This window comes from Kitasatospora sp. NPDC006697 (assembly GCF_042869935.1).
Lineage (GTDB): Bacteria > Actinomycetota > Actinomycetes > Streptomycetales > Streptomycetaceae > Kitasatospora.
On record NZ_JBIAGU010000011.1, the window covers coordinates 74,411 to 98,808 of the forward strand.

Consider the following 24,398-nt stretch of genomic DNA (forward strand, 5'->3'; position numbering starts at 1 on the left):
CCCGGTCAAGAGTTGACGGTCCAGCTCTGTCCGGCCGCCGAGGAGTTGGCCGGTTTGGTCATCACCGTGGTGCCCGCGGCGGTGCCGTTGGCGTCCAAGGTGAGGCCGTTGCCGACGTTGGTGATGGTCAGGGTGCCGTTGGCGTTCTGGCTGACCTTCCACTCCTGCCACGGGTTGTTCGCCGAGGGGTTGAGCAGGTAGGCGCTGCCCACCCCGCCGCCGGCCGCCAGCACGGTGTGGCTCTGGCCGGCGGTGCTGCAGTTGTCGCTGATCTGCACGGTGCCGTCGGCGTTCGGGGTGAAGAGCCACTGCTCCGAGGTGTGGGAGCTGTCGTAGGCGTTGATGTCCGCGTTGGCGCCCACGGCCGCGCCGCAGGTGCCCTGCACCTCCAGGACCTGACCGGTGGTGCCGCCCGCCGCGAGGCTGTGATACCTGCCGTCGCCGACGATGCCCGGCTTCGAACCGCCGCCGGTGCCACCGCCCGTGGAGCCGCTGTTGCCGGTGGAGCCGGCGCTGATCCGCAGCAGGGTGGTGCCGTGGGCCGGGATCCAGTTGCCGCCGATCGTGCCGGTGGTGGTGCCGGTGGCGCCGGTCCAGACGTCCTTGTAGGAGTAGCTGGAGCCGGTCAGCCCGAGCTGGCTCAGCGTCACGCTGGGCATCGCCCAGTTGTTCGGGTCCTGGTTGACCAGCGCGACGGCGAGGTCGCCGTTGGCCAGGGTGCGCTTGAGGATCACCGGCGCGGTGGCCGAGGCCGGGTAGTTCGGCATGGTGCCGACCAGGGTGGCGGGCTTGGCCGCGCTGTCCTGGTCGATGGCGATCATGTCGGGGTTCTTCAGGATCGCCAGCGCCGAGGAGTTGATGCCGGTGGACCAGGTGTAGCCGTTGGCGGTGTGCTGCGCGTCGGCGGCGTTGCGCAGGTCGGCGCCGGAGATCAGCGGCGCGGCCATCATCGAGAGCACGGACATCTCGGTGCGCGACTCGTCGTCGGTGAACGGCTTGTTGCCCTGGTAGGTGTCGGTGACGCCCCAGACGCCGTTCACGTCCTGCCAGCCGGTGAACAGCATGTCCAGGTCGTTCCAGCTGCCCGGGTGCACGTTGCCCGGGTACTGCAGCGCGGTGCCCAGCTGGCCGTTGTAGAGCACGCCGCTGAGCTCGCTGTCGCGGTCGCCGCCGATCCGGCACATGTTGGCGACCTGGCCGCACCAGACGCCGGTCGGCGAGTAGCCGGGGGCCTGGTGCGCCGGGGTGCCGGCGGCGGCGATCAGCGGGTCGGTGCGGGCCGGGTCGTTGGCGGCCAGCAGGTACGGGATGCCGGTGTGGGCGGGCTGGGCGGACAGGCTGAGGGTCGCCTTCGGCTTGCCCTGGGCGGCGGTGGCGGCGTCCAGCGCGCGCTGGAAGGCCTGGGTGCGGGCGTAGATGGACTGGGTGAGCTCCCTGCCCTCGCCCTGCGGGTAGTACGCGTAGCCGTCCGGGCCGTAGATGGTCGGGCCGTACGGGCAGTCGTCGTACTTGACGAAGTCGACGCCCCAGCCGACGAAGTCGTTGGCGTCGGTGGTCTCGTGGCCCAGGCTGCCGGGGTGGCCCTGGCAGGTGGTGTAGGTGTCGGTGGCGTAGAGGCCGAACTTCATGCCCTTGCTGTGCGCGTACCAGGCCAGGTACTGGATGCCGTTCACGGTCTGGCCGTTGACGGTCTGGGACGGGAAGTCGGCCGGGTCCGGCACCAGGTGGCCGCTGGTGGTGTCGTTGCCGGTGCCGTCGGTGCCGGATACCGGATTGCCGTTGTTGTCGTACAGCTGCATCGCGTTGTCGGCGGTCTTCGCGAAGTCCGTGCTCTGGCCGTCGCGGTGGCGCAGCGACCAGCCGTCATCGATGGTGACGGTGTTGTAGCCGGCCTGCACCAGGCCGTTGGCGGCCATGAAGTCGATGGTCTGCTTGACCTGGGTCTCGTTGACCTGGGTGCCCAGGCTGTTCCAGGAGTTCCAGCCCATCGGCGGAGTGAGGGCGTTGCCGTTGCCCAGGGCGAGGGCCGGGGTGGCGGCGCCGAGCGAGACGGCACCGAGGCCGGAGGCGGCCAGCGTGGCGGCTGCCAGGCCGCCGGCGAGCCGGCGGAGGGGGGAAGGCATGTGGGGGCTCCAGGGTGGAGGCAGTGGGGGATGGCGCCGGGTCAGCTGCCTGGTCGTCAGGAGGGGGCCCGAGGACCGGGGCGTGGCGGGGCGCGGGAGGTGGGGGTGCGCCGCCGGGATGCGGTGGCGGTGCCATACGATATTGCACTGTCTGGAAGCCGACAAGAGTCAACGCAATCAAACGTCTACGGCTACGCAGGCTGTTCGCTCGTGTGCGCAACGCAACGGCCGGAAGGGCCGGAGGCGCGCTCGCCTCCGGCCCTTCCGGCCTGCCACGATGAGTAGTCAGTACTGCCAGGATTCAGTACTGCCAGGATTCAGAGTGCCAGCCACACGGCCGTGTCCGCGGGCAGCTCGCCGTCCGCGCCGAGCGGCCCGCTGGCCAGCAGCGGGGTGCCGGGCAGCGGGAGCGGGACGGCGGCGGGGGAGAGGTTGACCACGCAGGCGAAGGAGTCGCCGCGGCGGAAGGCCAGCACCTGCTCCTGGGCGTCCAGCCAGCTCAGCCCGGCGGTGTCGGTGCGCAGCGCCGGCAGGCCGCGGCGCAGGTGCAGGGCGGCGCGGTAGAGCGAGAGCATCGAGGCGGAGTCGGCCTCCTGCGCCTCGACGGTGTACTCCTTCCAGGAGTCCGGCTGCGGCAGCCAGGGCTCGGCGGCCGAGTCCGGCGGGCTGAAGCCGAACGGCGCGGTGGCGCCGGACCAGGGCAGCGGCACCCGGCAGCCGTCCCGGCCCGGGTCGGCGGGGTTGCGGCCCTTGCGCTCCCACATCGGGTCCTGGCGCAGCTCGTCCGGGATCGACTCGACCTCCCAGAGCCCGAGCTCCTCGCCCTGGTAGAGGTAGACCGAGCCCGGCAGCGCCTGGGTGAGCAGCGCGGCGGCCCGGGCCCGGCGGGTGCCGAGCGCCAGGTCCACCGGGCGGCCGTGGTGGCGGGCGTAGATGGCGAAGGAGGTGTCCTCGCGGCCGTAGCGGGTGACCACCCGGTCCACGTCGTGGTTGGAGAGCACCCAGGTGGCCGGCGCCTGCGCGTCGCGGTGGAACCGCAGCGTGTCGTCGATCACCGTGCGCAGCGCCGGGGCCTCCCAGGCGCACTCCAGGTAGGGGAAGTTGAAGACGGTCTGCATCTCGCCCGGGCGCAGGTAGCGGGCCAGCCGCTGGGCATCGGGGAGCCAGACCTCGCCGATGAGGACCCGGCTGCCGGGGTAGGAGTCGGCGACCTCGCGCCAGCGGCGGTAGATCGCGTGCACCTCCTCGCGGTCGGTGAAGGCCTGCTGGGTGGGGTCCTCGACCGGCAGCGCGGCGTCCTTGACCAGCAGCGCGGCCGAGTCGACCCGGAAGCCGTCGGCGCCGCGGTCGAACCAGAACCGCAGCACCTCCTCGAAGTCGGCCCGGACGTCCGGGTGTTCCCAGTTGAAGTCGGGCTGCTCGGGCGCGAACAGGTGCAGGTACCAGTCGCCCGGGGTGCCGTCCGGCTCGGTCACCCGGGTCCAGGCCGGGCCGCCGAAGAAGCCCTCCCAGGCGGTCGGCGGCAGCTCGCCGGCCGGGCCGCGACCGGGCCGGAACCAGAACCGCTCGCGCTCGGCGGAGCCGGGGCCGGCGGCCAACGCGGCCTGGAACCAGGGGTTCTGGTCCGAGGTGTGGTTGGGCACGATGTCCACGATGATCCGGATGCCCAGCTCGTGCGCCCGCCGGATCAGCTCCTCGGCCTGCTCCAGGGTGCCGAACAGCGGGTCGATCCGGCGGTAGTCCGCCACGTCGTAGCCGGCGTCGGCCTGCGGGGAGGCGTACCAGGGGTTGAACCAGATGGCGTCGATGCCGAGTTCGGCAAGGTAGGGCAGGCGCGCGAGGACCCCGGCCAGGTCGCCCACGCCGTCGCCGTCGCCGTCGGCGAAGCTGCGGGGGTAGATCTGGTAGATGGCGGCGCAACGCCACCACTCGGGCTCGTGCGCTCCGGGGACGGACACGGGGGACCTGCTTTCTGGTCGGGGCATGGGGGGTGGAACCGCCGTCCCGGCCCGCACCGGTCAGGGCGGCAGGGTCGGGACGGCGGGGACAGGGGGCCTTCCGGCGGGGATCTTCCGGCAAAGGGATTCTGACGGAGGCTCAGCCCTTGAGGCTGCCCGCGGTGAGGCCGGACATGATGTTCCGCTGGAAGAGCAGGAAGAGTGCGATGGTCGGGATCGAGGCCAGGAAGAGCCCGCCGATCAGGGTGTTCTGCGGCATCGAGGTGGCCGCGGTGTTCACCCCCACGTTCAGCGTCTCGTGGGCCGGCACGGTGATCAGCGGCCAGAGGAAGTCCTTCCAGACCGCGACCAGGCCGAAGATCGAGACCACGCCGAGGATCGGCCGGGAGATCGGCAGCACGATGGACCAGAGGATCCGCAGCGGCCCGGCCCCGTCGATCGCGGCGGCGTCCAGCAGTTCGTCCGGGATGGAGTCGAAGAACCGCTTCAGCAGGAAGATGTTGAACGCGTTGGCCACGGTGGGCAGCCAGATCACCCACGGGGTGTTCTGCAGGTTCAGGTGCACCAGCGGCAGGTCCAGGATGGTCAGGTACTGCGGGATCACCAGCGCGGCGGCCGGGATCATCATCGAGGCCAGCATCATGCCGAGGATGAGGTTGCCCAGGATCGGCCGCAGCTTGGAGAGCGAGTAGGCCGCCGCCACGCAGAAGACCAGCTGGAAGAGGAGCGCCCCGCCCGCGTAGACCACGGTGTTGAGCAGCAGCTGCCCCATGCCGAGCCGGGACCAGGCCTCGCTGAAGGCGTGCGTGCCCGGGTGGCTCGGGAAGAGCGTGGGCGGCGTCTTGACCAGCTCCTGCGAGGACTTGAACCCGCCGGTGGCCATCCAGTAGAGCGGCCCGATGAAGAGCACGGTGGAGACCAGCAGCACCAGGCCGAGGACGATCCGGTAGACCAGCCGGCCGCGCGGCCGGTTGAGGGCCACCGGGGAGATCAGGGTACGGGTGGTGGCAGTCATCTCAGACCTCCTGGCATCTCAGTCCTCCCGGCATCTCAGTCCTCCCGGCCGCGGCGCTCGAGCCAGAGGTAGAGCGCGGAGAAGAAGCCCAGCACGAGCAGCATGATCACGCCGAGGGCCGCCGCGGTGTTGAACTTGTCGTAGTTGAAGGCGTAGTCGTACAGCAGGTAGACCACGGTGGTGGTGGAGCCCTCCGGACCGCCGCCGGTGAGCACGAAGGACTCGGTGAACATCTGCATGGTGGCGACCACCTGCAGCATCAGCATCAGCGAGAGGATCAGCCGGGTCTGCGGCACGGTGACGTGCCGGATCCGCTGCCAGAGGTTGGCGCCGTCCAGCTCGGCGGCCTCGTAGAGCTCGCCGGGGATGCCCTGCAGCGCGGCCAGGTAGACCAGGGTGGCGCTGCCCATGTTGCCCCAGGTGGAGACCAGCACCAGCGAGGGCATCGCGGTGTCCTTGGACGCCAGCCAGCTGGAGGTGGGCAGATGGACCGCGTGCAGGATCTGGTTGAAGAGGCCGTAGCCCGGGTCCATGAAGTACTTGAAGAGCAGGATGCCGGCCACCGGCGGCAGCATCACCGGCAGGTAGACCAGGATGCGCAGATAGCCCTGGGCGTGCCGCAGTTCGTTGATCACGATGGCCGAGCCGAACGGCATCACGAAACCGAAGACCAGCGCCACCGCGGTGAACAGCAGGGTGTTGCGCCAGGCCGACCAGAACCCCGGATCGGCGGTGATCTGGCGGTAGTTGGCCAGTCCCACCCAGGTGGTGGCGCCGTGGTGGACGCGCTGGAACGACATGACGATCTCGCGGACCATCGGGTACCAGGTGAACAGCACGAAGCAGAGCAGCGCTCCGGCCAGGAAGCCGTGCGCGCGCAGGTTCCGGGTCAGGGCGCGGCGCCAGGCCGAGCCGGAGCGCGCGCGGCGGGCCGAGCCGGAGCGGATCCGCTCGCGCGTCAGCGTGGCTGCCATGGGGTGACTCCTCGGGGGTTGGTGCGGGCCGTCCGGCCGGGCCGACTCCTGGACCGGCCCGGCCGGGCGGTGATCACTGGTTGGCCAGGATCTGGTTCGCCTGGGTCTCGGCGGTGGAGAGCAGGCTGTCGATGTTGGCGTTGGGGTCGGTCATGGCCCCCGACATCGCGGAGTCGAGCACCTTGTAGAGCTGCTGGGCGGCCGGCGGCTCGTTGACCGAGCTGGTCGGGTTCTTCACGTAGGGGTCGTAGTTGGCCAGGGGCAGGTTGCCGTTGGCCTTCAGCGAGGTGGTGATGGCGGTGATCTGCGGGGAGGTGGCGGACCAGAAGTAGGGCTGCGGCACCGAGATGGCGACCGGGTCCTTGCTCTGGCCGGCCAGCGCGGCCGACCGGGTGAAGTTGAACTGGCCGGCGTCCGGGGTCAGGTACTCGAAGTCGATCCAGGCGATCTCGGCCTTGAGCTGGTTCGGGGTCTGGCCCTTCTTGAAGTAGTAGAGGTCGCCGCCGCCGAGGCTGGAGCCGGGGCCGGAGGCGCCGGGCATCGGGCCGAGGCCGAACGAGGCCTTGTTGGCGCCGAGCACCTCGATCAGGTGCTTGACCACGTCGGGGGCGCCGATGAACATGCCGACCTTGCCGGTGGCCAGCGGCGGGAAGGCGTCCGCCCACTGGGTGATCGGGGCGGCCGCGATGCTCTGGTCGGCGAACCGCATGTCGTGCAGGCGCTGCAGCACCTGCTTGCCCTGCGGGGAGTTGAAGGCGGCCTTGTCGCCCTTGTCGTTCACCATCTTGCCGCCGAGGCTGTAGAGCTCGGAGGTGAAGTGCCAGCCGCCGGTGTTGCCGCCGCTGTAGTCCTCGTAGCCGGTGATGCCGTTGCCCAGGGCGGCGATCTTCTTGGCGTCCGCCTGCAGCTCGTCCCAGCTGGTCGGCGGCTTGTCGGGGTCGAGGCCGGCCTGCTTGAACAGGTCGCGGTTGTAGATCAGGCCGGTGCTGTAGTAGTTGATCGGCAGCGCGTAGGTCTTGCCGTCGGCGGCCATGTTCTGCGTGACGCTCTGCAGCATCGACGAGTAGCCGGGCACCGTCTGGTCGTTGACGTAGGCGCTGATGTCCGTCGCGTCACCCGAGTTGAGGGTGGAGTCGCGGTCGGTGAAGTAGGCGTGGAAGGCGCCGGTCTCGTCGTGCGCCTTGTACTGCGCGGTCTGCTGGGCGGGGACCTCGCACTGGCCCACGTAGGGCTTGGCGTTGACCGTGACGTTGGGGTACTTCACCTTGAACATCGCGAGGTCGTCGGCGTAGTTGGCCTTGCCGGCGGCCTGGTCCGCGCCGGGCGCGCAGTCGATGGAGATGGTGACCACCGCGTTGGGGTCGAGCGGCTTGCCGTCCGCGACGCCGTCGGCCGGGTTGCCCGAGCCCTTGGCGGGCGAGGAGCTGCTGCCGCAGGCGGCGGTCCCGAGCAGCACCCCCGCGGCCAGGGCGAGGGCTGCGATTCTCCGCGATCTGTTCTTTGTCATGCGAGTAACCCCAAGGTCGGTGTCGCGAGGTGGGTGGCACGGGAGTCAGCCGCTGCCGCTGCCGTGCGGGGGGCCGGTTCCCGGCGTGTTGAGAACGTAGGCGTCCGGATGACTGATTGCAAGAGAATGACAGATCTATGAAAAGACACAACTTTGTCACGGTGATCTCCGGGTGGGCGGGGAGCGAGCCCGGTCCGGCAGCTGGTTACGCTTTCAACGGCTTGCGGAGATCTGCTCTACTCTTGCGCCATGAAGAGCAGACTCGCCGAGGTCGCGCAGAAGGTCGGGGTCAGCGAGGCCACCGTGAGCCGGGTGCTCAACGGGCGCCCCGGGGTCTCCGAGAGCACCCGCAACGCCGTGCTCACCGCACTCGACGTGCTCGGGTACGAACGGCCGACCCAGCTGCGCGGCGAGCGCGCCCGGCTGATCGGCCTGGTGCTGCCGGAGCTGCAGAACCCGATCTTCCCGGCGCTGGCCGAGGTGGTCGGCGGGGCGCTGGTGCAGCGCGGCTTCACCCCGGTGCTCTGCACCCGCACGGCCGGCGGCCTCTCCGAGGAGGACTACGTCACCATGCTCCTGGAGCAGCAGGTCTCCGGCGTGGTCTTCGCGGGCGGCCACTTCGCCGAGGCGGACGCCCCGCACGAGCACTACGAGCAGCTGCGCGAGCGCGGGGTGCCGGCGGTGGTGCTCAACGCGGCCGTCGGCGACCTCGGCTTCCCGCAGGTGGCGACCGACGACGCGGTGGCGGTGGAGCAGGCCTTCGGCCACCTGGCCGCGCTCGGCCACGAGAAGATCGGCATGATCGTCGGCCCCGCCGACCACATCCCCTCGCGCCGCAAGCTGGCCGCCTTCGCCCAGCAGTACCGGCGGCTGGGCCGGCAGCCGGAGCCCGGCTGGATCGCCCACGCGCTGTTCGCGCTGGAGGGCGGCCGGGCCGCCGCGGCCCGGATGCTGCGGGCCGGCGTCACCGGCATCATCTGCGGCAGCGACCCGCTGGCGCTCGGCGCGATCCGGGCCGCCCGGCGGGCCGACCTCTCGGTGCCGGGCGACGTCTCGGTGGTCGGCTTCGACGACTCCGCCTTCATGAACTGCACCGAGCCGCCGCTGACCACGGTCCGCCAGCCGATCGAGGCGCTCGGCCGGGCCGCCGTGGCGCTGCTGGTCCGTCAGATCGAGGGCGCGGACGTCACCGCCGAGGAGCTGCTGTTCGAGCCCGAGCTGGTGGTGCGCGGCTCCACCGGGCCCGCGCAACCCGTCGCCTGACGCCGTCCCCGGCCCCGCCACCACCGCTCGAATCCGAGGGGTGGTGGCGGGGCACCGTCATGTCCGCGCAACCCATTGACGCGCTGTCAGTCGCTCTGTAACTTCCTCGCAAAGCTGTGGAAATTCCCGTCAGAGAAGAGCCGTACTGGCGCTGGAAGGCCGACAGCCGTCAGCGAGGGAGCCCGGGTCAGGGGCGGCTCGCCTCGGCATCCGTGACATCACGAGAACCGAGGAACGATGAGATCACTGCTGTCAGCGCGATCACCGAGGACGCCGGGACGCGCGTCACTCGGCGCGCACCCCGCCCACCGACTGCTCGCCGCGGTCGTCGCCGTGCTGGCGCTCTGCGTCTCACTGCTGGGCACGGTGGCCGCGCCGGCCGGCGCGGCCGCGACCGATCTGGCGCTCGGCAGGACCGCCACCGCCTCCAGCGCGAACGGCCAGTACACCGCCGGGAACCTGAACGACGGTGACCAGAACAGCTACTGGGAGAGCGCCAACGGCAGCTTCCCGCAGTGGGCGCAGATCGACCTGGGCGCCGCCGCCTCGATCAGCCAGGTGGTGCTGAAGCTGCCGAGCGGCTGGGGCGCCCGCTCGCAGACCCTGGCCCTGCAGGGCAGCACCGACGGCAGCACCTTCGCCACGATCACCGCCTCCAGCGCCTACAGCTTCGACCCGGCCTCCGGCAACACGGTGTCGATCAACTTCGGCGCCACCAGCACCCGCTACGTCCGGGTCAGCATCACCGCCAACACCGGCTGGGGCGCCGCCCAGCTCTCCGCGTTCGAGATCTACGGCGCCGCCGTCGCCACCACCGACCTGGCGCTCGGCAAGACCATGAGCGCCAGCGGCTCCACCCAGAGCTACCTGCCCGCCAACGCGAACGACGGCAACGCCACCACCTACTGGGAGAGCACCGACAACGCCCTCCCGCAGTGGCTGCAGGTCGACCTCGGCGCCTCCGTCGCGGTCAACCAGGTGGTGCTGAAGCTCCCGCCGGCCACCTCCTGGAGCGCCCGCACCCAGACCCTGGCCGTGCAGAGCAGCACCGACGGCAGCTCCTTCACCAACCTGGTGCCCTCGGCCGGCTACACCTTCGACCCGGCCACCGGAAACACCGTCACCATCTCCTTCGGCCAGGCCACCGTCCGCTACCTGCGGCTGAACGTCACCGCCAACACCGCCTGGCCGGCCGCCCAGATCGGCGAGTTCGAGGTCTACGGCCCGGCCGGCGCCGCCCAGCCGCCGAATCCGCCGACCAACCTGGCCTACACCCAGAGCAGCAGCGGCGCGGTCAACCTCAGCTGGACCGCCTCCAGCAGCACCGGCGTCGCAGGCTACGACGTCTACGCCAACAACGCGCTGCTCAGCTCCGTCCCGGCCACCGCGACCGGCTACACCGACAACCCGGCCACCACCGCCACCGTCACCTACTTCGTCCGGGCCCGGGACGCGGCCGGCAACCAGTCGGCGAACAGCAACAGCGTCACCCGCACCGGCGCCACCGCCACCGCGCCCACCGCGCCCAGCAACCTCGCCTACACCCAGCCGGCCTCCGGCCAGGTCAAGCTGACCTGGTCCGCCGCCTCCGACGCGGTCGGCGTCACCGGCTACAACGTCTACCGCGGCGGCAGCAGGACCGCCTCGGTCAGCGGCAGCACCCTGACGTACACCGACTCGGTGGCCGACGCGCTCACCGTCTCCTACTACGTCACGGCGACCGACGCCGCCGGCCTGGAGTCCCCCGCCTCCAACACCGTCACCCGCACCGGCTCCGGCGGCAGCACCACCAACCTGGGGCTGCACAAGCCGATCGACGGCACCGCCAACACCTACGTCTACGCCCCCGCCAACGCCAACGACGGCGACACCACCACCTACTTCGAAGGCGCCTCCTACCCCTCGCAGCTGACCGAGCACCTGGGCGCCGACGCCGACCTCAGCTCGATCGTCGTCAAGCTCAACCCGGCCGCCGCCTGGGGCGCCCGCACCCAGACCATCACGGTGCTCGGCCGCGAGCAGAGCGCCACCGGCTTCACCACCCTGGCCGCCGCCAGGAGCTACAGCTTCGACCCGAGCGCCAACCAGAACACCGTCACCATCCCGGTCAGCGGCCGGGTCGCCGACGTGCAGCTCTCGATCACCGCCAACAGCGGCGCCCCCGGCGGGCAGGTCGCCGAGTTCGAGGTCTACGGCACCCCCGCGCCCAACCCCGACCTCACCGTGGCCGGCAGCTCCTGGACCCCGACCGCGCCGGTGGAGACCGACGCGATCACCGCCTCCGCCGTGGTGAAGAACGGTGGCACCGCCCCCTCGGTCGCCACCGACGTCAACTTCTACCTCGGCAGCACCAAGGTCGGCTCCACCACCGTCGGCGCGCTGGCCCCCGGCGCCACCCAGACGGTGACCGCCCCGATCGGGACCCAGACCGCCGGCAGCTACCAACTCACCACCAAGGTCGACGAGTCCAAGAAGAACTTCAACCTGACCGCCGACCAGAGCGTCACCAACCCGACCGCCCTGGTGGTCGCCCCGGTGCAGTCCGCCGACCTGGTCGGCACCGTCAACTGGACGCCCAGCACCCCGGCCGCCGGCAACACCGTCACCTTCACCGCCACGGTGAAGAACCAGGGCACCATCGCCACCACCGCCGGCAGCCACGCGATCACCCTGACCCTGCTGGACGGCAACGGCAGCACCGTCACCACCCTCACCGGCGCGGTCAACGGCACCATCGCCGCCGGCGCCACCGCCGCCCCGGTCACCCTGGGCAGCTGGACCGCCGCCAACGGCAAGTACACCGCGCACCTGGTGCTCGCCGCCGACGCCAACGAACTGCCCGTCAAGCAGCCGCACCTCACCAGCGACACCGCGCTCTTCGTCGGCCAGGGCGCCAACATGCCCTACGACGCCTACAAGTCCACCGACGGCGTGCTCGGCGGCTCGGCCGCCAAGGTCGGCCCCAACCGCACCATCGGCGACATCGCCGGGGAGGCCACCCAGCGCACCGCCGTCACCCTGAACAACACCGGCGACTCGGTCAGCTGGACCTCCCGCGAGTCCACCAACACCTTCGTGCTGCGGTACTCGATCCCGGACGCGCCCGGGGGCGGCGGCATCAGTGCCACCCTCGACCTCTACGCCAACGGCCAGTTGGTGCAGCCGCTCAGCCTCAGCTCGCACTACGCCTGGCTCTACGGCGCCGAGACCAGCCCCGGCAAGACCCCCGGCGCCGGCTCGCCCCGGCACATCTACGACGAGTCGAGCTTCCTGCTCACCCAGTCCTACCCGACCGGCACCGTCTTCACGTTGAAGAAGGACGCCGCCAACACCTCCCAGTACGCCATCGACTTCATGAACCTGGAGCAGGCCGCCCAGACCGCCAACCCGGACCCCGCCCACCTGGTGGTGCCCGGCGGCTTCACCCAGCAGGACGTCCAGAACGCCCTCGACAAGGTGCGGATGGACACCACCGGCACCTGGACCGGCATCTACCTGCCCGCCGGCCAGTACGCCGTCACCGGCCGGCTGACCGTCTACGGCAAGCCGGTCAAGGTGGTCGGCGCCGGCGTCTGGTACAGCCAGTTCACCGCCCCGCAGAACCAGAGCAACACCGACACCGGCTGGGACCTGCAGTCCGGCGCCAGCGGCTCGACCTTCACCGGCTTCGCCTGGTTCGGCAACTACAACACCCGCCAGGACGGCCCCGGCCACACCTGGGACCTGCGCAACCAGTCCAACATCACCATCGACAACGTGTGGATCGAGCACAACGTGGTCGGCATCTGGGGCGCCTCCAACGTGCAGAACTCCACCTTCACCAACCTGCGCATCCGCGACACCTTCGCCGACGGCATCAACCTCACCAACGGCAGCCAGGGCAACCTGATCTCCAACGACGAGGCCCGGTCCACCGGTGACGACAGCTTCGCGCTGTTCGCCGCCCAGGACCAGAACGCCGGCGCCAAGCTGACCAACAACACCATCCAGAACGTCACGGCGATGACCCCCTGGCGGGCGGCCGGCGTCGCGGTCTACGGCGGCGGCGGCAACACCGTGCAGAACTTCACCGTCTCCGACACCCTCTGCTACTCGGGCCTGACCCTCTCCTCGCTCAACTTCGGCTACGCCTTCGAGGGATTCGAGTCCACCCCGCAGACCACCATCAGCAACTTCAGCCTGGCCAGGGACGGCGGCCACTTCTGGGGCAGCCAGGTCTTCGGCGCGATCTGGGTCTTCTCCGCCACCCAGCCCTTCCAGGGCATCCGGGTGAACGGCGCCAGCATCACCGACCCGACCTACAGCGGCATCATGTTCCAGACCGACTACTCGGGCGGCACCGCGCTCAACCCGATCACCGACACGGTCTTCACCAACACCACCATCTCCGGCGCCCACGCCCTCAACGACGCCTACGGCACCGGCAAGTCCGGCTACGGCATCTGGGCCAACCCGCTGCCGGAGCCCGGCCAGGGGCCGGCCATCGGCTCCGTCACCTTCAACCACCTGGTGGAGAGCAACAACGACGTGAACATCCAGAACACCACCTCCACCCTCGCGATCACCGTCAACCCGTAGGCTGACGCCCGCTCACAACCGCGTCGGCCCGGCGATTTCCCCGTCGGGCCGACCGGCCGTGACCGGAGCATGCACAATGGCGGCATGGAGATCGAATCGATATGCCGATACCCCGTCAAATCCATGCAGGGCGAGGAGATGACGGCCGCCGAGGTGACCGAGCGCGGGCTGCCCGGCGACCGTGAGCTGGCCCTGGTGGACGTGGAGACCGGAAAGGTCGTCAGCGCCAAGCACCCCACCCGCTGGGGGCGGCTGCTGCGGATGCAGGCGGCCACCACCTCCGACGGCATCGAGATCACCGGCCCGGACGGCCTCCACCTGGCCGCCGCCAAGGCCGCCGACAGCTCCGCGGTGCTCTCCCGACTGCTCGGCCGCGAAGTCGAGTTGACCACCGAGCCGCCCGAGGACGCCCAGCTCGACCGGATCACCACGGAGGGCGAGGTCGAGGTCCCCCGGGTCGGCAACCGGCTCGCCGCCGCCGCGCCCGGCACCTTCTTCGACTTCGCCCCGCTGCACCTGATCACCACCGCCACCCTGCACAGCACCGGCATGGCCCGGCAGCGCTACCGCCCCAACCTGGTGATCCGCACCGACAGCGGCGAGCGCTACCCGGAGAACGACTGGCTGGGCCAGGACCTGCGGATCGGGCCCGACCTGCACCTGCGGATCATCGCCCGCACCCCGCGCTGCGCCATCCCCGGCCAGGCCCACGGCCAGCTCCCGCCCGAGCCCGAGGCGCTGCGGGTGGTCAACCGGGAGAACCGCGTCATCCCGATCGCCGACTACCCCGCCATGCCCTGCGCCGGCGTCTACGCCAAGGTCCTGCACCCGGGCCGGATCAGCCCCGGGGACCGGGTGGTGGTGCAGCCGGCCGCGGTCTGACCCACCCGTGGCGGAGCGGGCCTCCGCCACGGGCCGCACCGCGTTCTCCCGGCCGCAGTTCGTCTCCGTCAAGACCGGTTGGGGATGATAGTCGCTGGTCGTGGCCGTACGTGAGAGGACCGGTGCCGCAGGTGCCCGGACATGGGAATGCGATGCTGAGTGAGCTGTGGAACGAGCGGTGGGCCGGCTGTCCTCCCGTCGGCCACCGGCTCCGGGGCCCCTACCGGGACGTCTGGGTACGCTTCCACAGCCTCCCGGAGTCGAAGCGGTACGCGGAGGACGAGGGCGAGTACGCCGTCATCCTGGAGCGCTACAACGCCGTCCTCGACGAACTGTTCGCAGGCGGGGAGGTGTACGTGATCACGGCCGCCTGGTCGGCCGAGCCCGATCTCCCGCCGCACCAGCGGGATGCCGGCTACTGGCAGAGCCTGCTGGTGAACGACGACCCCGACCCGGAGTATCGCACCTACTACCACCTCTTCGCCGACCGCCGACCCTGGCGGCGCGGGTGCGTCGACGGCCTGCTGCGTGACGTCGCCGACGACAAGGTGGCGGACGTCCTCATCACCGACACCCAGCTGCAGCGCATCCACCACCCTTACGACGGCGGTGCCGACGTCTTCCTCACCACGCCCGAGGAACGGGACCGGATGCGCGACCGGCACGCCGGGTGGCTCTCCAGCCACCCGGCCGGCCTGTGATCAGCAGGGAGTTCGGCCGTGGCGGTCATGCCTGGTGCGGCGCCAACAGGTCCGCCCGCTGCGCCCGCAGCCAAGCCTGCTCGGCCCGCATCTCCGCCGCGTCGCCGCGCGCCAGGAACGCCGCCCAGGGCTGCTCGCCCCGGCCGCCCCACTCCTCGATCCGCGCGGCCTCCCGCTCCTGCAGCGCGTCGAGCGCGTCCAACACCGCCGGGGGCTCTGCCCCGTAGGCGGCACAGAGCGCATCGAGCCGCGCCCGCAGCGCATCGGGGCCCTCGATCCCGGCCCGCGCCTGCTGGTCAGCCGGCCGCAACGGCACCGCATACCAGGCGAGTTGCGCCAGATCGTCGAGCGGATGCCCGGGTGCGGCGAAGTCCCAGTCGATGAACCCGACCAGCCGCTCGCCGTCCCAGATGGAGTTCCACGGCCCGAGGTCGCCGTGCCGGATCACCATCCCCGGCTGCCACCCGTCCTCCTGCCCCTGCCAGCACGCCCCGCCAGGCGGGCGGAAGTCCAGCACGGCGCGGTGGTAGTCGCGCAGCCAGCAACCCAACCCGGCGATCCCGTCGACCGACCGCAGTACCGCCGGCCAGGGCGAGAACGCGGGCTCGCCGCGCAGCAGCGACAGCACCTCCTCGCCGCCGTCGACACCCACCACCCGCGGCGCCCGGCCGAAGCCGGCTGCCGCCAGGTGCTCCAGCAGCGCGTGCACGGCGGGCGTCCAGGGACCGACGGGCCGGCGGATGGTCTCGCCGACCCGTCGTACCGTCGTCACGCTGCCCTGGTCCGTCGCCCCGTCCTCGATCATCCGGTCAGCATACGGTCGGCTCCACGGGCCTCCTGCCCGGGCCGCCGCAGCCTCCTCACACCCCCGCGATCAACCCCAGCTCCCCGTCGAACCGCCGGTACAGCACCCGCCCCCGCCCGTTCCCCGGCTCGGTGAAGAAGAGGAACGGCAGTTCCGCGCTCGCCAGCCGCTCCACCGCCTGCTCCTGCGTCAGCACCGGTGCCGCGTACGGGCTGAGCGTCAGCGGAACGGCCGAGGCGGGCGGGGGAGCGGCGACAGCCGTGCGGGCCAGGCGGTAGCCGGTGGGGCCGACGCGGTAGACCACGGCATCCGTCTCCGTCGCCGGGTCGGTGAAGAGGTGGATGTCGTAGTCCATCGCGTCCATGGTCCGCACCGCCGCCTCCGGGGAGCACCAGACCAGCGACGGGGTCTTGGTCCGGGCGATCCGCCGCACCGCGCCCGCCGGCACGGGGGGTGCGGACTGTGGCCAGGGGCGCGGGGACCAGCCGGCGGAGACCGTGCCGATCCGCTGGCGCAGCCCCTCGGCGATCCGTTCCGCGGCCTCGCCGAGGCTGCGGGCCGCCTCCTGCACCCGGATCCGGCGGCCGTCCACCTCGGCGTTCACCTGCGCCAGCGCCGTCCCCGCGGTGGCGACCAGCCGCACCCGCACCGCTTCGACCAGCGCGTTGGTGCCCTGTGCCGCGGCCGCGATCCGCCCCCGCAGCTCGGCCACCGCCTCGCCCGGAACGCCGCCGCCCGCCCGCACGCTGATTGCCTCTCCCACGTCCACGCCCCTCCCCGGTCGTCCCATCAGGCGGATTCACCACCGCCGGATCCCACCCTTACCCGAACGGCGGCGGGTGACAAGGGCCGATTGACCTGGACACGGTAGGTGACGGAGTCCGGAGCGGGTTGCGCCGGACGGATGAAGCGTCCGCGTGGCTGACGATCCGTCCGATTGACGGCGAGTGAGTCTGACGGATGTTCGAACACGCCCTCCCGTTTCGAGGTACCTCCCGTGGCCACTCACCGCCGCCCACGTCCGCGGCCGCTCCGGACGCTCTGCGCCTCGCTCGCACTGGCGACCGGCCTCGGGGCGGCAGCCCTGACCGGCTCCGCCGCCGCCGAGCAGCGCCCGGCGACCTCGGCGCACCCGCGACCAGCCGTGTCCGCCGCGGCCGTGGCGCCCGCCCGCCCGGCACCGCGCGGCCTCGGCACCCAGCGGCCGATCGGCCCCGACCCGGTGGTCGAGCTGCTGGCGCACGGCAACATGACGATGGCCTCCAACTCGGTGCTCACCTGCGACCCCAGCGACGGCACCGTCTGCTCGGACACCGAGGGCTCCAACAACGGCCGCACCAAGTACGTCAAGACCGACCCGGCGGCGCCCGGACTGAACGCCTCCGCCGCCGAGCTGGTCATCCCGGCCGGCGCCCAGGTGCTGTCGGCCCGGCTGTACTGGCAGTTCAACCCGACCGGAACCAGCAACAGCGGCGGGCACTCCGGCGACATCGACCGGGGCGACCAGGTCTCCTGGAAGGTCCCCGGCGGCACCGGCTACCAGCAGCTCACCGCCGACACCTACGACTGGTTCGACCAGATGGTCGGCGGCACCCCGCCCGCGCCGCTGCTGGCCGGTGCGGGCGTCAAGGACGTCACGGCCGAGGTGAAGGCGGCCGGCGCGGGCAGCTACACCGTCGCGGACCTCCAGGCCTGCGACGGCCGCTCCTCCGCGCAGAACTTCGGCGGCAACAACGTCGGCTGCTGGGGCGGATGGTCGCTGGTGGTGGCCTACCAGGACGACGCCGAGCCGCTGCGCTACCTCCAGGTCTGGGACGGCTTCCAGCTGCTGCGCGATCCGAACAACCTCGCCACCATCACCCTGGGCGGCGTGCGCACCCCCGCTGCCAGCGCCCCGCACGCGACCATGGGCGTGACGGTCGGCGACGGCGACGCGCCGATCTCCGGCGACCGGCTGTCGGTCGGCTCCAGCACCGCCGACCTCACCCTGCTGCCGATGCCCGGCCCGACCGGCGTCGGCACCGACAACGCCTTCACCAGCCGGATCGACCACGTCGCCACCGACGGCACCGGCAGCAACATCACCACCCGCGACCCGGACCCGGTCAACAACTACGGCTACGACGCGCGGATCATCGACGTCACCGGCAAGATCCCGAAGAGCGCCACCCAGGCGGTGCTGCAGATCAACGGCGCCGGCGACGCGCTGGAGCCGCAGGCCGTCTGGCTGGCGCTGGACGCGCTCGAGCCCGACCTGCAGATCACCAAGGCCAACACGCCGCCGGGCAGCACCGACGACAACCCGCCGGGGCTGGTCAAGCCGGGCGGCACGATCCGCTACGACTTCACCGTCGGCAACCGGCACCCGAACGGCGGGACCACCGAGCTGGACACGGCCACCGGCATCACGGTGACCGACCAGCTGCCGGCCGGCACCACCTTCAAGGCCGGCTCCAACCCGGACTGCTCGGCGAGCGGACAGACCGTCACCTGCCGGGTGGCCGACCTGGCACCGGGCGCGAGCAGTACCGTCTCGTTCGAGGCCACGGTGGACGCGGGCACGGCGATCGGCGGCAAGCTGGACGACACCGCGACGCTCGACTTCAAGGGCGTGCAGACGCAGCGCTCGCAGAGCCGCACCAGCAACACGGTGCGCAACACGGTCTACGACACGCCCGCGTACACCATCACCAAGACCGCCGACCCGACGGCGACGGCGCCCGGCGGGACCGTGCACTACCGCGTGCAGGTGGCGAACACCGGACGGGTCCCGGCTGACGGGGTGACGCTGACCGACGACCTGACGGGCGTGCTGGCGCACGCGGCGTACAACCACGACGTGGCGGCCGACGAGGGCGCCGCGACCGTGACGGGCGACGCGCTGCACTGGAGCGGCGATCTGGCGGTGGGCGCGGTGGCGACCATCACGTACTCGGTGACGGTGGACGCGGGGCTGACGGCGGACGTGGAGCTGCGGAACGGGGTGCAGTCGTCGACCTACGAGAACACCTGCGAGCCGGGCTCGCCGGACGCGCGGTGCCGGGCGGAGGTGACGGTGACGGTGCCGACCCCGACCCCGACTCCAACACCCACGCCCACGCCCACCCCGACCGGCTCGCCGACGCCTGCTCCCACGCCCACGCCCACCGCGGGCCCGACCCCGTCACCCACCGCCAGCGCGAGCGGGGGCAACGGCGGCCACCTGCCGAACACCGGCAGCTCCGCGGCCCTGCCGCTGCTCGCCCTGGCCGCCCTGGCCGGCGCAGCGGGTGGGACGATCCTGCTCCTGAACCGCCGCCGCTGACCGGCTGACGGGCACGCAGACCGCCGGCCCGCGCGGGGAATCGCGCGGGCCGGCGGTGCTCCGGGCGGCTCCCCGCCGGGTCGGAGGCCGAGCCGCACCGGCCGGTCGGGCACCCCGCGGGCGAGCAGGGCCGCCGGCGGCGTCGCGAGGTCGCGGGGCGAGAACACCGCGGCACCACGGTGAGCGGCGACCTCCCGCAGCGACCACCAGCCGAAGCTGCTCCGCGTGGGCCGCGCAGTCCTCGACCGCCGGGGAGGAGGCTCACGGTCCGTCACTCGCCGGGGTACCGCACGCCGATCCGCTCCCGCACGGCGTCCAGGGTCCGCATGACCGCGAGCGTGCCGTCGAGCGGGACCAGGGGCGATTCCGTCAGGCCGGCGCGCAGGCAGCGGATGACCTCGGCGGCCTCCAGGCCGTAGCCGTTGCCGACCCGGGCGGGGGCGGTGAAGGGCTCGGGGTCCCGGCCGTCGCGGTGGAGGGTGAAGCCGGTGGGGTGGAAGAAGTCGCGGTCGAGCTCGATCCGGCCCGTCGTGCCCTGGATGGCGGCGCGCTGGCCGCAGTGGGCGTCCAGGGAGCAGTTGAGCAGGGCACTGGCACCGTCCGGGTGGCCGAGGAGGATGGCGGTGTTGGCGTCCACGCCGTCGTCGGTGAGGCGGGACAGCGCCTGGACGGAGTCCGGCTCGCCGAGCAGGAGGTGGGCGAAGGAGACCGGGTAGACCCCGAGGTCGAGCAGGGCGCCGCCGCCCACCGCCGGGTTCCAGAGGCGGTGTTGCGGGTCGGGCGGGGCGACGAAGCCGAACTCGGCCTGGACGTTGCGGATTCGACCGATCGCGCCGTCCGCGACCAGTTCGGTGATCCGGCGGACGGCCGGGTCGAGGAAGGTCCACATCGCCTCCATCAGGAAGACCCCGCGCTTGCGGGCGTCCGACACCAGCTCGGCGGCCTGCGCGGAGTTCAGGGTGAACGGCTTCTCGCAGAGCACCGCCTTTCCGGCTGCCAGCAGCAGGGCGGTGGAGGAGTGGTGGTCGCTGTGCGGGCTGGCGACGTAGACCACGTCGACCTCGGGGTCGGCGGCCAGCTCCTCGCGGCTGCCGTAGGCGCGGGAGATGCCGTGGCGGGCGGGGAAGGCGGTGGCGGAGGCCTCGGAGCGCGAGGCCACCGCCACCACCTCCGCACCGTCCACGGCGGCGAGGTCCTCGGTGAAGGCGGACGCTATCCAGCCGGTGGCGAGGATGCCCCAGCGGACCGGGCGGTCGGTGATCGGCGGCACGGTGGCTCCTGTGGTCGGTTCGGGAGGGAAGCGGACTGCTCCGAACCTACCGTGGGCGGGTCAGCCCGCCGGGCCGCTGACCGGGGTGATGGTGGTGGTGTGGCTGGTGCCGGCGGTGTCGGTCCACTGGACGGAGAGGGGGTGGCCGACGGTGCTGGTGCCCATGACGGCGGTCAGCGAGGCCGGGTCGGTGACGGGCCGGCCGTCGACGGCGGTGATCACGTCGCCCGCGGTGAGGCCGGACCGGGCGGCGGGGGAGCCGCTGACGACGCCCGCGAGCGCCGCGCCGCCGCCCGCGCCCGAGCCGGTGGCGACCTGGACGCCCAGGAAGGCGGTCTGGCCGAGGTGGATGCCCTGGCCGGACTGGCCCGCCATGATCTGCTTGGCCACCGACAGGGCGGTGTTGATCGGTATCGCGTAGCCCTGCGAAGCCTGTGCGCCCGGTGAGCCCTGCGCGCCCTGGGAACCGATGCCGCCGGACCCGGCGCCCGAGCCGGAGTCGGAGCCGGCGGTGTCGATGCCGATCACCGCGCCGCCGGCGTCCACCAGGGAGCCGCCGGAGTCGCCGGACTGCACGTCCGCGTTCACCTGGATCATGCCGCTGAGCTGCTCGGAGGTGCCCGCGCCGGGGTCGCTCGCGGTGATCGACTGGTCGAGGGCGGTCACCGTGCCGCTGGCGGGGGTCGCGCGGCCGGTGCCGCCGGCGTTGCCGATCGCCGTCACCTGGTCGCCGATCCGCACCTTCGAGGAGTCGGCGGTCCTGGCCGTGGTCAGGCCGGAGGCGCCGGTCAGCTTGAGCACGGCCAGGTCGGCGCCGCTGTCGTAGCCGACCACGCTCGCGGTGTAGGTGCGCCCGTTGCCGAGGTCGGTCGCGGTGATCGCGGTGGCGCCGTCGATCACGTGGTTGTTGGTGATGATCTCGCCGTTCGAGCTGAGCACGATGCCGGTGCCGGCCGCGCGGCCGCCCTGGTAGCCGAGGACGGTGTTGATCACCACCAGGCTCGGGTCGACCGCGCTGGAGACGTCGGTGACGCCGCCGGAGCCGCTACCGGAGCTGCCGGAACCACCGGAGCCGTTCGAGTAGCCGGTGCTCCCCGAGCCGGTGGCGGCCGGAAGCGGGGAGGCCTGCGGCTGCCAGTACGCCCGGCTGATGCCGATGCCCGTCGCCAGGGCCACGGCCGCGACCGCCACCGTGACCAGCAGGCTGCGCCCCCGGCGGCGGCGTGGCGCGGGTGCGAAGCCCACGTGCGGCGGGTAGCCCGGGTACGGCGGCACCGGGCCCTGGTACGGCTGGTAGGTCTGGTATGCCTGGTGGACGTGGTGCGGATGGGGCGGCGACGGCGGCGGCCCGTACGGATCGGGCCGCTCGCCGGGCTGCCCGCCGAACGGCTCGCCGCCGGTCGGCCTGTCGGCCGGGAACGGTGCCCCGGGTTCCTCGTGTGCGTTCATCGCAGTCCCGCTTCCGGTGCGTGTCGAGAAGCTGACCCCACACCGCCGCGACCCGGGTTCGCCCAGCTCCGGCGGCCTTCAACTCCATGATGCGCAGCGGGCGGTACCGTCCGCGTAAGTCCTTGATGAGTTCTTCCTCAACGGCCTGAGGGCGCCGGATCACCCCCCTGCGCCACCGCCCAGCACGGCCGCCGCGACCGCGCGCGCCTCGCCCGCCGGCGCGGTGGTGCGCTCGCGCAGCGCGGTGACGATGGCGCCGTCCATCAGCAGGACGAAGCGCCGGGCCAGGGCCGGGTCCTGGCCGTGGGCGGCGAGCAGATCGGCGACGTACGCCGTGACGCGCTCCTTGTGGGCGGCGGCGACCCGGTAGGCGGAGCTGCCCGTGTCGGCCGTCTCCGCCATGGTGTTGATGAAGGCGCAGCCGCGGAAGTCGGCGCGGGCGAAGCGCTCCGCCAGGGCGTCGAAGACCGCCAGCGGCTTGCCGCCCAGGGCCGTGACGCGGTCCGCGAGCCAGCTGCGCCAGGCTTCGTCGCGGCGTTCCAGGACCGCCACCACCAGGTCGTCCTTGGTGGCGAAGTGCCGGTAGAAGGAGGCCCGCCCGACGCCCGACTCGGCGAGGATGCGCTCCACGCCGACGGCCCGGATGCCCTCGGCGTAGAAGAGCTCCTCGGCCGCGTCGAGGAGGCGGATGCGTGCGTTGGTGGCCATGGGCGCAACAGTAGCCCGGTCTTGACGGAGATGGAACCGATCGGTACCGTCTTGCCCATCGGGAAACGGAACCGATCGGTACCAACTGGGGGAACGATGTCACGCCTGCCACAGCTCACCGAAGACCCGTCCGGACTGCTCGAGCAGACCCGGCGCCAGCTCGGCCGGGTGCCCAACCTCTACGCGGCCATGGCCAACGGCCCGTCGGCGCTGGCCGGCTACCTGGCCATGCACGACAAGCTCGCGCACGGCGTGCTGCGGGTCCGGCTGCGCGAGCAGCTGGCGCTGCTGGTGGCGCAGGAGAACGAGTGCACCTACTGCGTCAGCGCCCACACCTTCCGCGGGCAGAAGGTCGGCCTGACGGAGGAGCAGCTGCTGCGCACCCGTGAGGCGGCCGACGACACCGACCCGCACGCCGACGCGGTGCTGCGGATCGCCCGCGAGATCATCCGGCACAAGGGCCGGGTCTCCGACGAGGCGCTGGCCGAGGCCCGCGCGGCCGGTGTGACCGATGCCGAACTGGCCGAGATCGTCGCGCACATCGCGCTCAACACCCTCTCCAACTACTTCAACCACCTGGCCCGGCCCGAGCTGGACTTCCCGGAGGTGACCGCATGAACCGCGAGTGGCGCAAGGGCACGGTCGAGCTGCTGGCCGGCTACGCCCTGGTCGGTGCCGACGGGCAGGAGGTCGAGCGGGCCGAGGAGGTGGAGTTCGCGATCGAGGGCGGTTACGTCAACGTCCGGATCCCGGGCGTGCCGCACACCCAGCTGGTCTCGGCCCCGGCCGTGCGGCTGATCACCTGCCCGGAGTGAGGCCGGTCACCGGCCGGCGGTGAGGGGGAGCCGGCCGGCGTGCCCGGCCCGGGCCCGCCGGGCCAGGTCGGCGGCGGCCGGCGCCCAGCGCGGGTAGTCGAAGGAGAACCCGGCGCCGAGGAGCCGGCCGGGGACCACCCGCCGGCTCTTCAGCAGCAGTTCGGTGTCGGTCCGCAGCGCGAACGCGCCCAGCTCGGCCATCCACCGGGTGGCCGGCAGGCCGACCGGCACGTGCCAGGCCGCGCGCAGCTGCCGCATGAAGGCGGCGTGCGGCAGCGGCTCGGGCGCGGCGAGGTTGACCGGGCCCGACAGGTCCGGGCGGTCGATCAGGAACCGCAGGGCGCGGACGAAGTCCCGGTCGTGGATCCAGGAGACGTACTGCGCCCCGCCCGCGACCGGGCCGCCGAGCCCGAAGCGGGCCAGGCCGGAGAGCACGTCGAAGGTGCCGTGGCGGTCCGGGGACATCACCATCGCCGTTCGCAGTGCCACCTTCCGGGTGGCCGGGGTGTCGGCCCGGTCGAGCTCGGCCTCCCAGGCCTCGGCGATGGCGATGCTGTAGCCCCAGTAGGCGGGCACGCCGGGCTCGCCGCCCCCGCGCTCGCCGGTCGCCTCGTCGTTGGGGGCGTCGTACCGGTGGGCGTAGTAGGTGGCGGTGCTCATCTGCAGCCAGAGCGCCGGCGGCCGGTCGGCGGCCGCGATCGCCCGGCCCACCACCCGGGCCGAGTCGACCCGGGAGTCCATCATCGCGCGCAGGTTGGCAGGGGTGTAGCGGCAGCTGACGCTGCGTCCGGCCAGGTTGATGACAACGTCGGCCCCGTCGACCTCCGCTGCCCAGGCGCCCAGTCGCGCGCCGTCCCAGCGGACTTCGCCCGGCCGCCGCGGCGTCCTGGTGAGGACCACCACCTCGTGCCCCGCCGCGCTGAACGCCCGGTTCAGCACCGCGCCGAGCTGCCCGGTGCCCCCGGGTATCACGATCTTCATCAGGCCCCCCTTAATCGCCGAGAACTGCGGGACGAGCGTAACCCACATTCTTGAACGTGTTCAAT

18 protein-coding genes are annotated in these 24,398 nt (G+C 72.1%); 7 read left to right on the forward strand and 11 right to left on the reverse strand.

The genetic code is table 11. From position 1 onward, the window contains the following. Positions 1 to 5: 5 nt before the first annotated feature. From ACFYNO_RS17265 to ACFYNO_RS17285, 5 genes are all read right to left on the reverse strand, one after another. The gene (locus ACFYNO_RS17265) at positions 6 to 2,123 is read right to left on the reverse strand and encodes an alpha-galactosidase (protein ID WP_388012089.1); all 2,118 of its coding nucleotides are present in this window, start codon (positions 2,121 to 2,123) and stop codon (positions 6 to 8) included. Positions 2,124 to 2,440: 317 nt separating this feature from the next. Beyond that, a complete protein-coding gene (locus ACFYNO_RS17270) occupies positions 2,441 to 4,081 on the reverse strand; it encodes an alpha-amylase family glycosyl hydrolase (RefSeq protein ID WP_388012091.1) in 1,641 nt (546 codons plus the stop codon). A 139-nt stretch (positions 4,082 to 4,220) separates the two neighbouring features. Next, complete coding sequence (locus ACFYNO_RS17275; RefSeq protein ID WP_388012093.1) at positions 4,221 to 5,096, reverse strand: carbohydrate ABC transporter permease; 876 nt, start codon at positions 5,094 to 5,096, stop codon at positions 4,221 to 4,223. Positions 5,097 to 5,131: 35 nt separating this feature from the next. Further along, positions 5,132 to 6,070, reverse strand: a complete 939-nt coding sequence (locus tag ACFYNO_RS17280) for a carbohydrate ABC transporter permease (RefSeq protein ID WP_388012095.1) — start codon at positions 6,068 to 6,070, stop codon at positions 5,132 to 5,134. 73 nt (positions 6,071 to 6,143) lie between these two features. After that, a complete protein-coding gene (locus ACFYNO_RS17285; RefSeq protein WP_388012097.1) occupies positions 6,144 to 7,577 on the reverse strand; it encodes an ABC transporter substrate-binding protein in 1,434 nt (477 codons plus the stop codon). A gap of 249 nt (positions 7,578 to 7,826) precedes the next feature. Between ACFYNO_RS17285 and ACFYNO_RS17290 the strand changes: the two genes are divergently transcribed. The 4 genes from ACFYNO_RS17290 (at position 7,827) to ACFYNO_RS17305 (ending at position 15,001) form a co-directional block, all read left to right on the forward strand. Then, positions 7,827 to 8,840, forward strand: a complete 1,014-nt coding sequence (locus ACFYNO_RS17290) for a LacI family DNA-binding transcriptional regulator (RefSeq protein WP_388012099.1) — start codon at positions 7,827 to 7,829, stop codon at positions 8,838 to 8,840. 237 nt (positions 8,841 to 9,077) lie between these two features. Next, positions 9,078 to 13,418, forward strand: a complete 4,341-nt coding sequence (locus ACFYNO_RS17295) for a discoidin domain-containing protein (RefSeq protein ID WP_388012101.1) — start codon at positions 9,078 to 9,080, stop codon at positions 13,416 to 13,418. An 84-nt stretch (positions 13,419 to 13,502) separates the two neighbouring features. After that, the gene (locus ACFYNO_RS17300; RefSeq protein WP_388012103.1) at positions 13,503 to 14,300 is read left to right on the forward strand and encodes an MOSC domain-containing protein; all 798 of its coding nucleotides are present in this window, start codon (positions 13,503 to 13,505) and stop codon (positions 14,298 to 14,300) included. Positions 14,301 to 14,452: 152 nt separating this feature from the next. Next, on the forward strand, positions 14,453 to 15,001 hold the full coding sequence (locus tag ACFYNO_RS17305) for a hypothetical protein (protein ID WP_388012105.1): 549 nt from the start codon (positions 14,453 to 14,455) through the stop codon (positions 14,999 to 15,001). 25 nt (positions 15,002 to 15,026) lie between these two features. On the opposite strand, the gene ACFYNO_RS17310 is transcribed toward ACFYNO_RS17305, so the two are convergent. Next, the gene (locus tag ACFYNO_RS17310; protein WP_388012107.1) at positions 15,027 to 15,806 is read right to left on the reverse strand and encodes a phosphotransferase; all 780 of its coding nucleotides are present in this window, start codon (positions 15,804 to 15,806) and stop codon (positions 15,027 to 15,029) included. A 55-nt stretch (positions 15,807 to 15,861) separates the two neighbouring features. Further along, positions 15,862 to 16,569 (reverse strand): sigma 54 modulation/S30EA ribosomal C-terminal domain-containing protein, encoded by a 708-nt coding sequence (locus ACFYNO_RS17315; RefSeq protein ID WP_388012109.1) that lies wholly within the window; start codon positions 16,567 to 16,569, stop codon positions 15,862 to 15,864. Positions 16,570 to 16,803: 234 nt separating this feature from the next. Between ACFYNO_RS17315 and ACFYNO_RS17320 the strand changes: the two genes are divergently transcribed. Next, the gene (locus ACFYNO_RS17320) at positions 16,804 to 19,110 is read left to right on the forward strand and encodes an LPXTG cell wall anchor domain-containing protein (protein WP_388012111.1); all 2,307 of its coding nucleotides are present in this window, start codon (positions 16,804 to 16,806) and stop codon (positions 19,108 to 19,110) included. Between the two features lie 271 nt (positions 19,111 to 19,381). On the opposite strand, the gene ACFYNO_RS17325 is transcribed toward ACFYNO_RS17320, so the two are convergent. The 3 genes from ACFYNO_RS17325 to ACFYNO_RS17335 form a co-directional block, all read right to left on the reverse strand. Then, positions 19,382 to 20,380, reverse strand: coding sequence for a Gfo/Idh/MocA family protein (locus tag ACFYNO_RS17325; RefSeq protein WP_388012113.1), 999 nt, complete (start codon positions 20,378 to 20,380; stop codon positions 19,382 to 19,384). A 60-nt stretch (positions 20,381 to 20,440) separates the two neighbouring features. Then, positions 20,441 to 21,829, reverse strand: coding sequence for a S1C family serine protease (locus ACFYNO_RS17330; protein ID WP_388012115.1), 1,389 nt, complete (start codon positions 21,827 to 21,829; stop codon positions 20,441 to 20,443). A 159-nt stretch (positions 21,830 to 21,988) separates the two neighbouring features. After that, complete coding sequence (locus ACFYNO_RS17335) at positions 21,989 to 22,537, reverse strand: TetR/AcrR family transcriptional regulator (protein ID WP_388012117.1); 549 nt, start codon at positions 22,535 to 22,537, stop codon at positions 21,989 to 21,991. Positions 22,538 to 22,633: 96 nt separating this feature from the next. Here ACFYNO_RS17335 and ACFYNO_RS17340 point away from each other — a divergent pair, with 96 nt between their 5' ends. Both ACFYNO_RS17340 and ACFYNO_RS17345 read left to right on the forward strand, forming a co-directional pair. Continuing rightward, the gene (locus tag ACFYNO_RS17340; RefSeq protein WP_388012119.1) at positions 22,634 to 23,155 is read left to right on the forward strand and encodes a carboxymuconolactone decarboxylase family protein; all 522 of its coding nucleotides are present in this window, start codon (positions 22,634 to 22,636) and stop codon (positions 23,153 to 23,155) included. Further along, complete coding sequence (locus ACFYNO_RS17345; protein WP_388012121.1) at positions 23,152 to 23,352, forward strand: hypothetical protein; 201 nt, start codon at positions 23,152 to 23,154, stop codon at positions 23,350 to 23,352. The genes ACFYNO_RS17340 and ACFYNO_RS17345 overlap by 4 nt, the downstream gene beginning before the upstream one ends. A 6-nt stretch (positions 23,353 to 23,358) precedes the next feature. Here ACFYNO_RS17345 and ACFYNO_RS17350 read toward each other — a convergent pair whose 3' ends face one another. Beyond that, on the reverse strand, positions 23,359 to 24,333 hold the full coding sequence (locus ACFYNO_RS17350) for a TIGR01777 family oxidoreductase (protein ID WP_388012123.1): 975 nt from the start codon (positions 24,331 to 24,333) through the stop codon (positions 23,359 to 23,361). Positions 24,334 to 24,398: the final 65 nt, after the last annotated feature.

What these genes read in the sequence shown, in the direction of transcription:
- ACFYNO_RS17335 (WP_388012117.1), bottom strand. Translation starts at nt 22,537, where the DNA reads ATGGCCACCAACGCACGCATCCGCCTCCTCGACGCGGCCGAGGAGCTC.
- ACFYNO_RS17290 (WP_388012099.1), top strand. Translation starts at nt 7,827, where the DNA reads ATGAAGAGCAGACTCGCCGAGGTCGCGCAGAAGGTCGGGGTCAGCGAG.
- ACFYNO_RS17345 (WP_388012121.1), top strand. Translation starts at nt 23,152, where the DNA reads ATGAACCGCGAGTGGCGCAAGGGCACGGTCGAGCTGCTGGCCGGCTAC.
- ACFYNO_RS17310 (WP_388012107.1), bottom strand. Translation starts at nt 15,806, where the DNA reads ATGATCGAGGACGGGGCGACGGACCAGGGCAGCGTGACGACGGTACGA.
- ACFYNO_RS17295 (WP_388012101.1), top strand. Translation starts at nt 9,078, where the DNA reads ATGAGATCACTGCTGTCAGCGCGATCACCGAGGACGCCGGGACGCGCG.
- ACFYNO_RS17265 (WP_388012089.1), bottom strand. Translation starts at nt 2,123, where the DNA reads ATGCCTTCCCCCCTCCGCCGGCTCGCCGGCGGCCTGGCAGCCGCCACG.
- ACFYNO_RS17300 (WP_388012103.1), top strand. Translation starts at nt 13,503, where the DNA reads ATGGAGATCGAATCGATATGCCGATACCCCGTCAAATCCATGCAGGGC.
- ACFYNO_RS17350 (WP_388012123.1), bottom strand. Translation starts at nt 24,333, where the DNA reads ATGAAGATCGTGATACCCGGGGGCACCGGGCAGCTCGGCGCGGTGCTG.
- ACFYNO_RS17275 (WP_388012093.1), bottom strand. Translation starts at nt 5,096, where the DNA reads ATGACTGCCACCACCCGTACCCTGATCTCCCCGGTGGCCCTCAACCGG.
- ACFYNO_RS17280 (WP_388012095.1), bottom strand. Translation starts at nt 6,070, where the DNA reads ATGGCAGCCACGCTGACGCGCGAGCGGATCCGCTCCGGCTCGGCCCGC.
- ACFYNO_RS17340 (WP_388012119.1), top strand. Translation starts at nt 22,634, where the DNA reads ATGTCACGCCTGCCACAGCTCACCGAAGACCCGTCCGGACTGCTCGAG.
- ACFYNO_RS17285 (WP_388012097.1), bottom strand. Translation starts at nt 7,577, where the DNA reads ATGACAAAGAACAGATCGCGGAGAATCGCAGCCCTCGCCCTGGCCGCG.
- ACFYNO_RS17330 (WP_388012115.1), bottom strand. Translation starts at nt 21,829, where the DNA reads ATGAACGCACACGAGGAACCCGGGGCACCGTTCCCGGCCGACAGGCCG.
- ACFYNO_RS17305 (WP_388012105.1), top strand. Translation starts at nt 14,453, where the DNA reads ATGCTGAGTGAGCTGTGGAACGAGCGGTGGGCCGGCTGTCCTCCCGTC.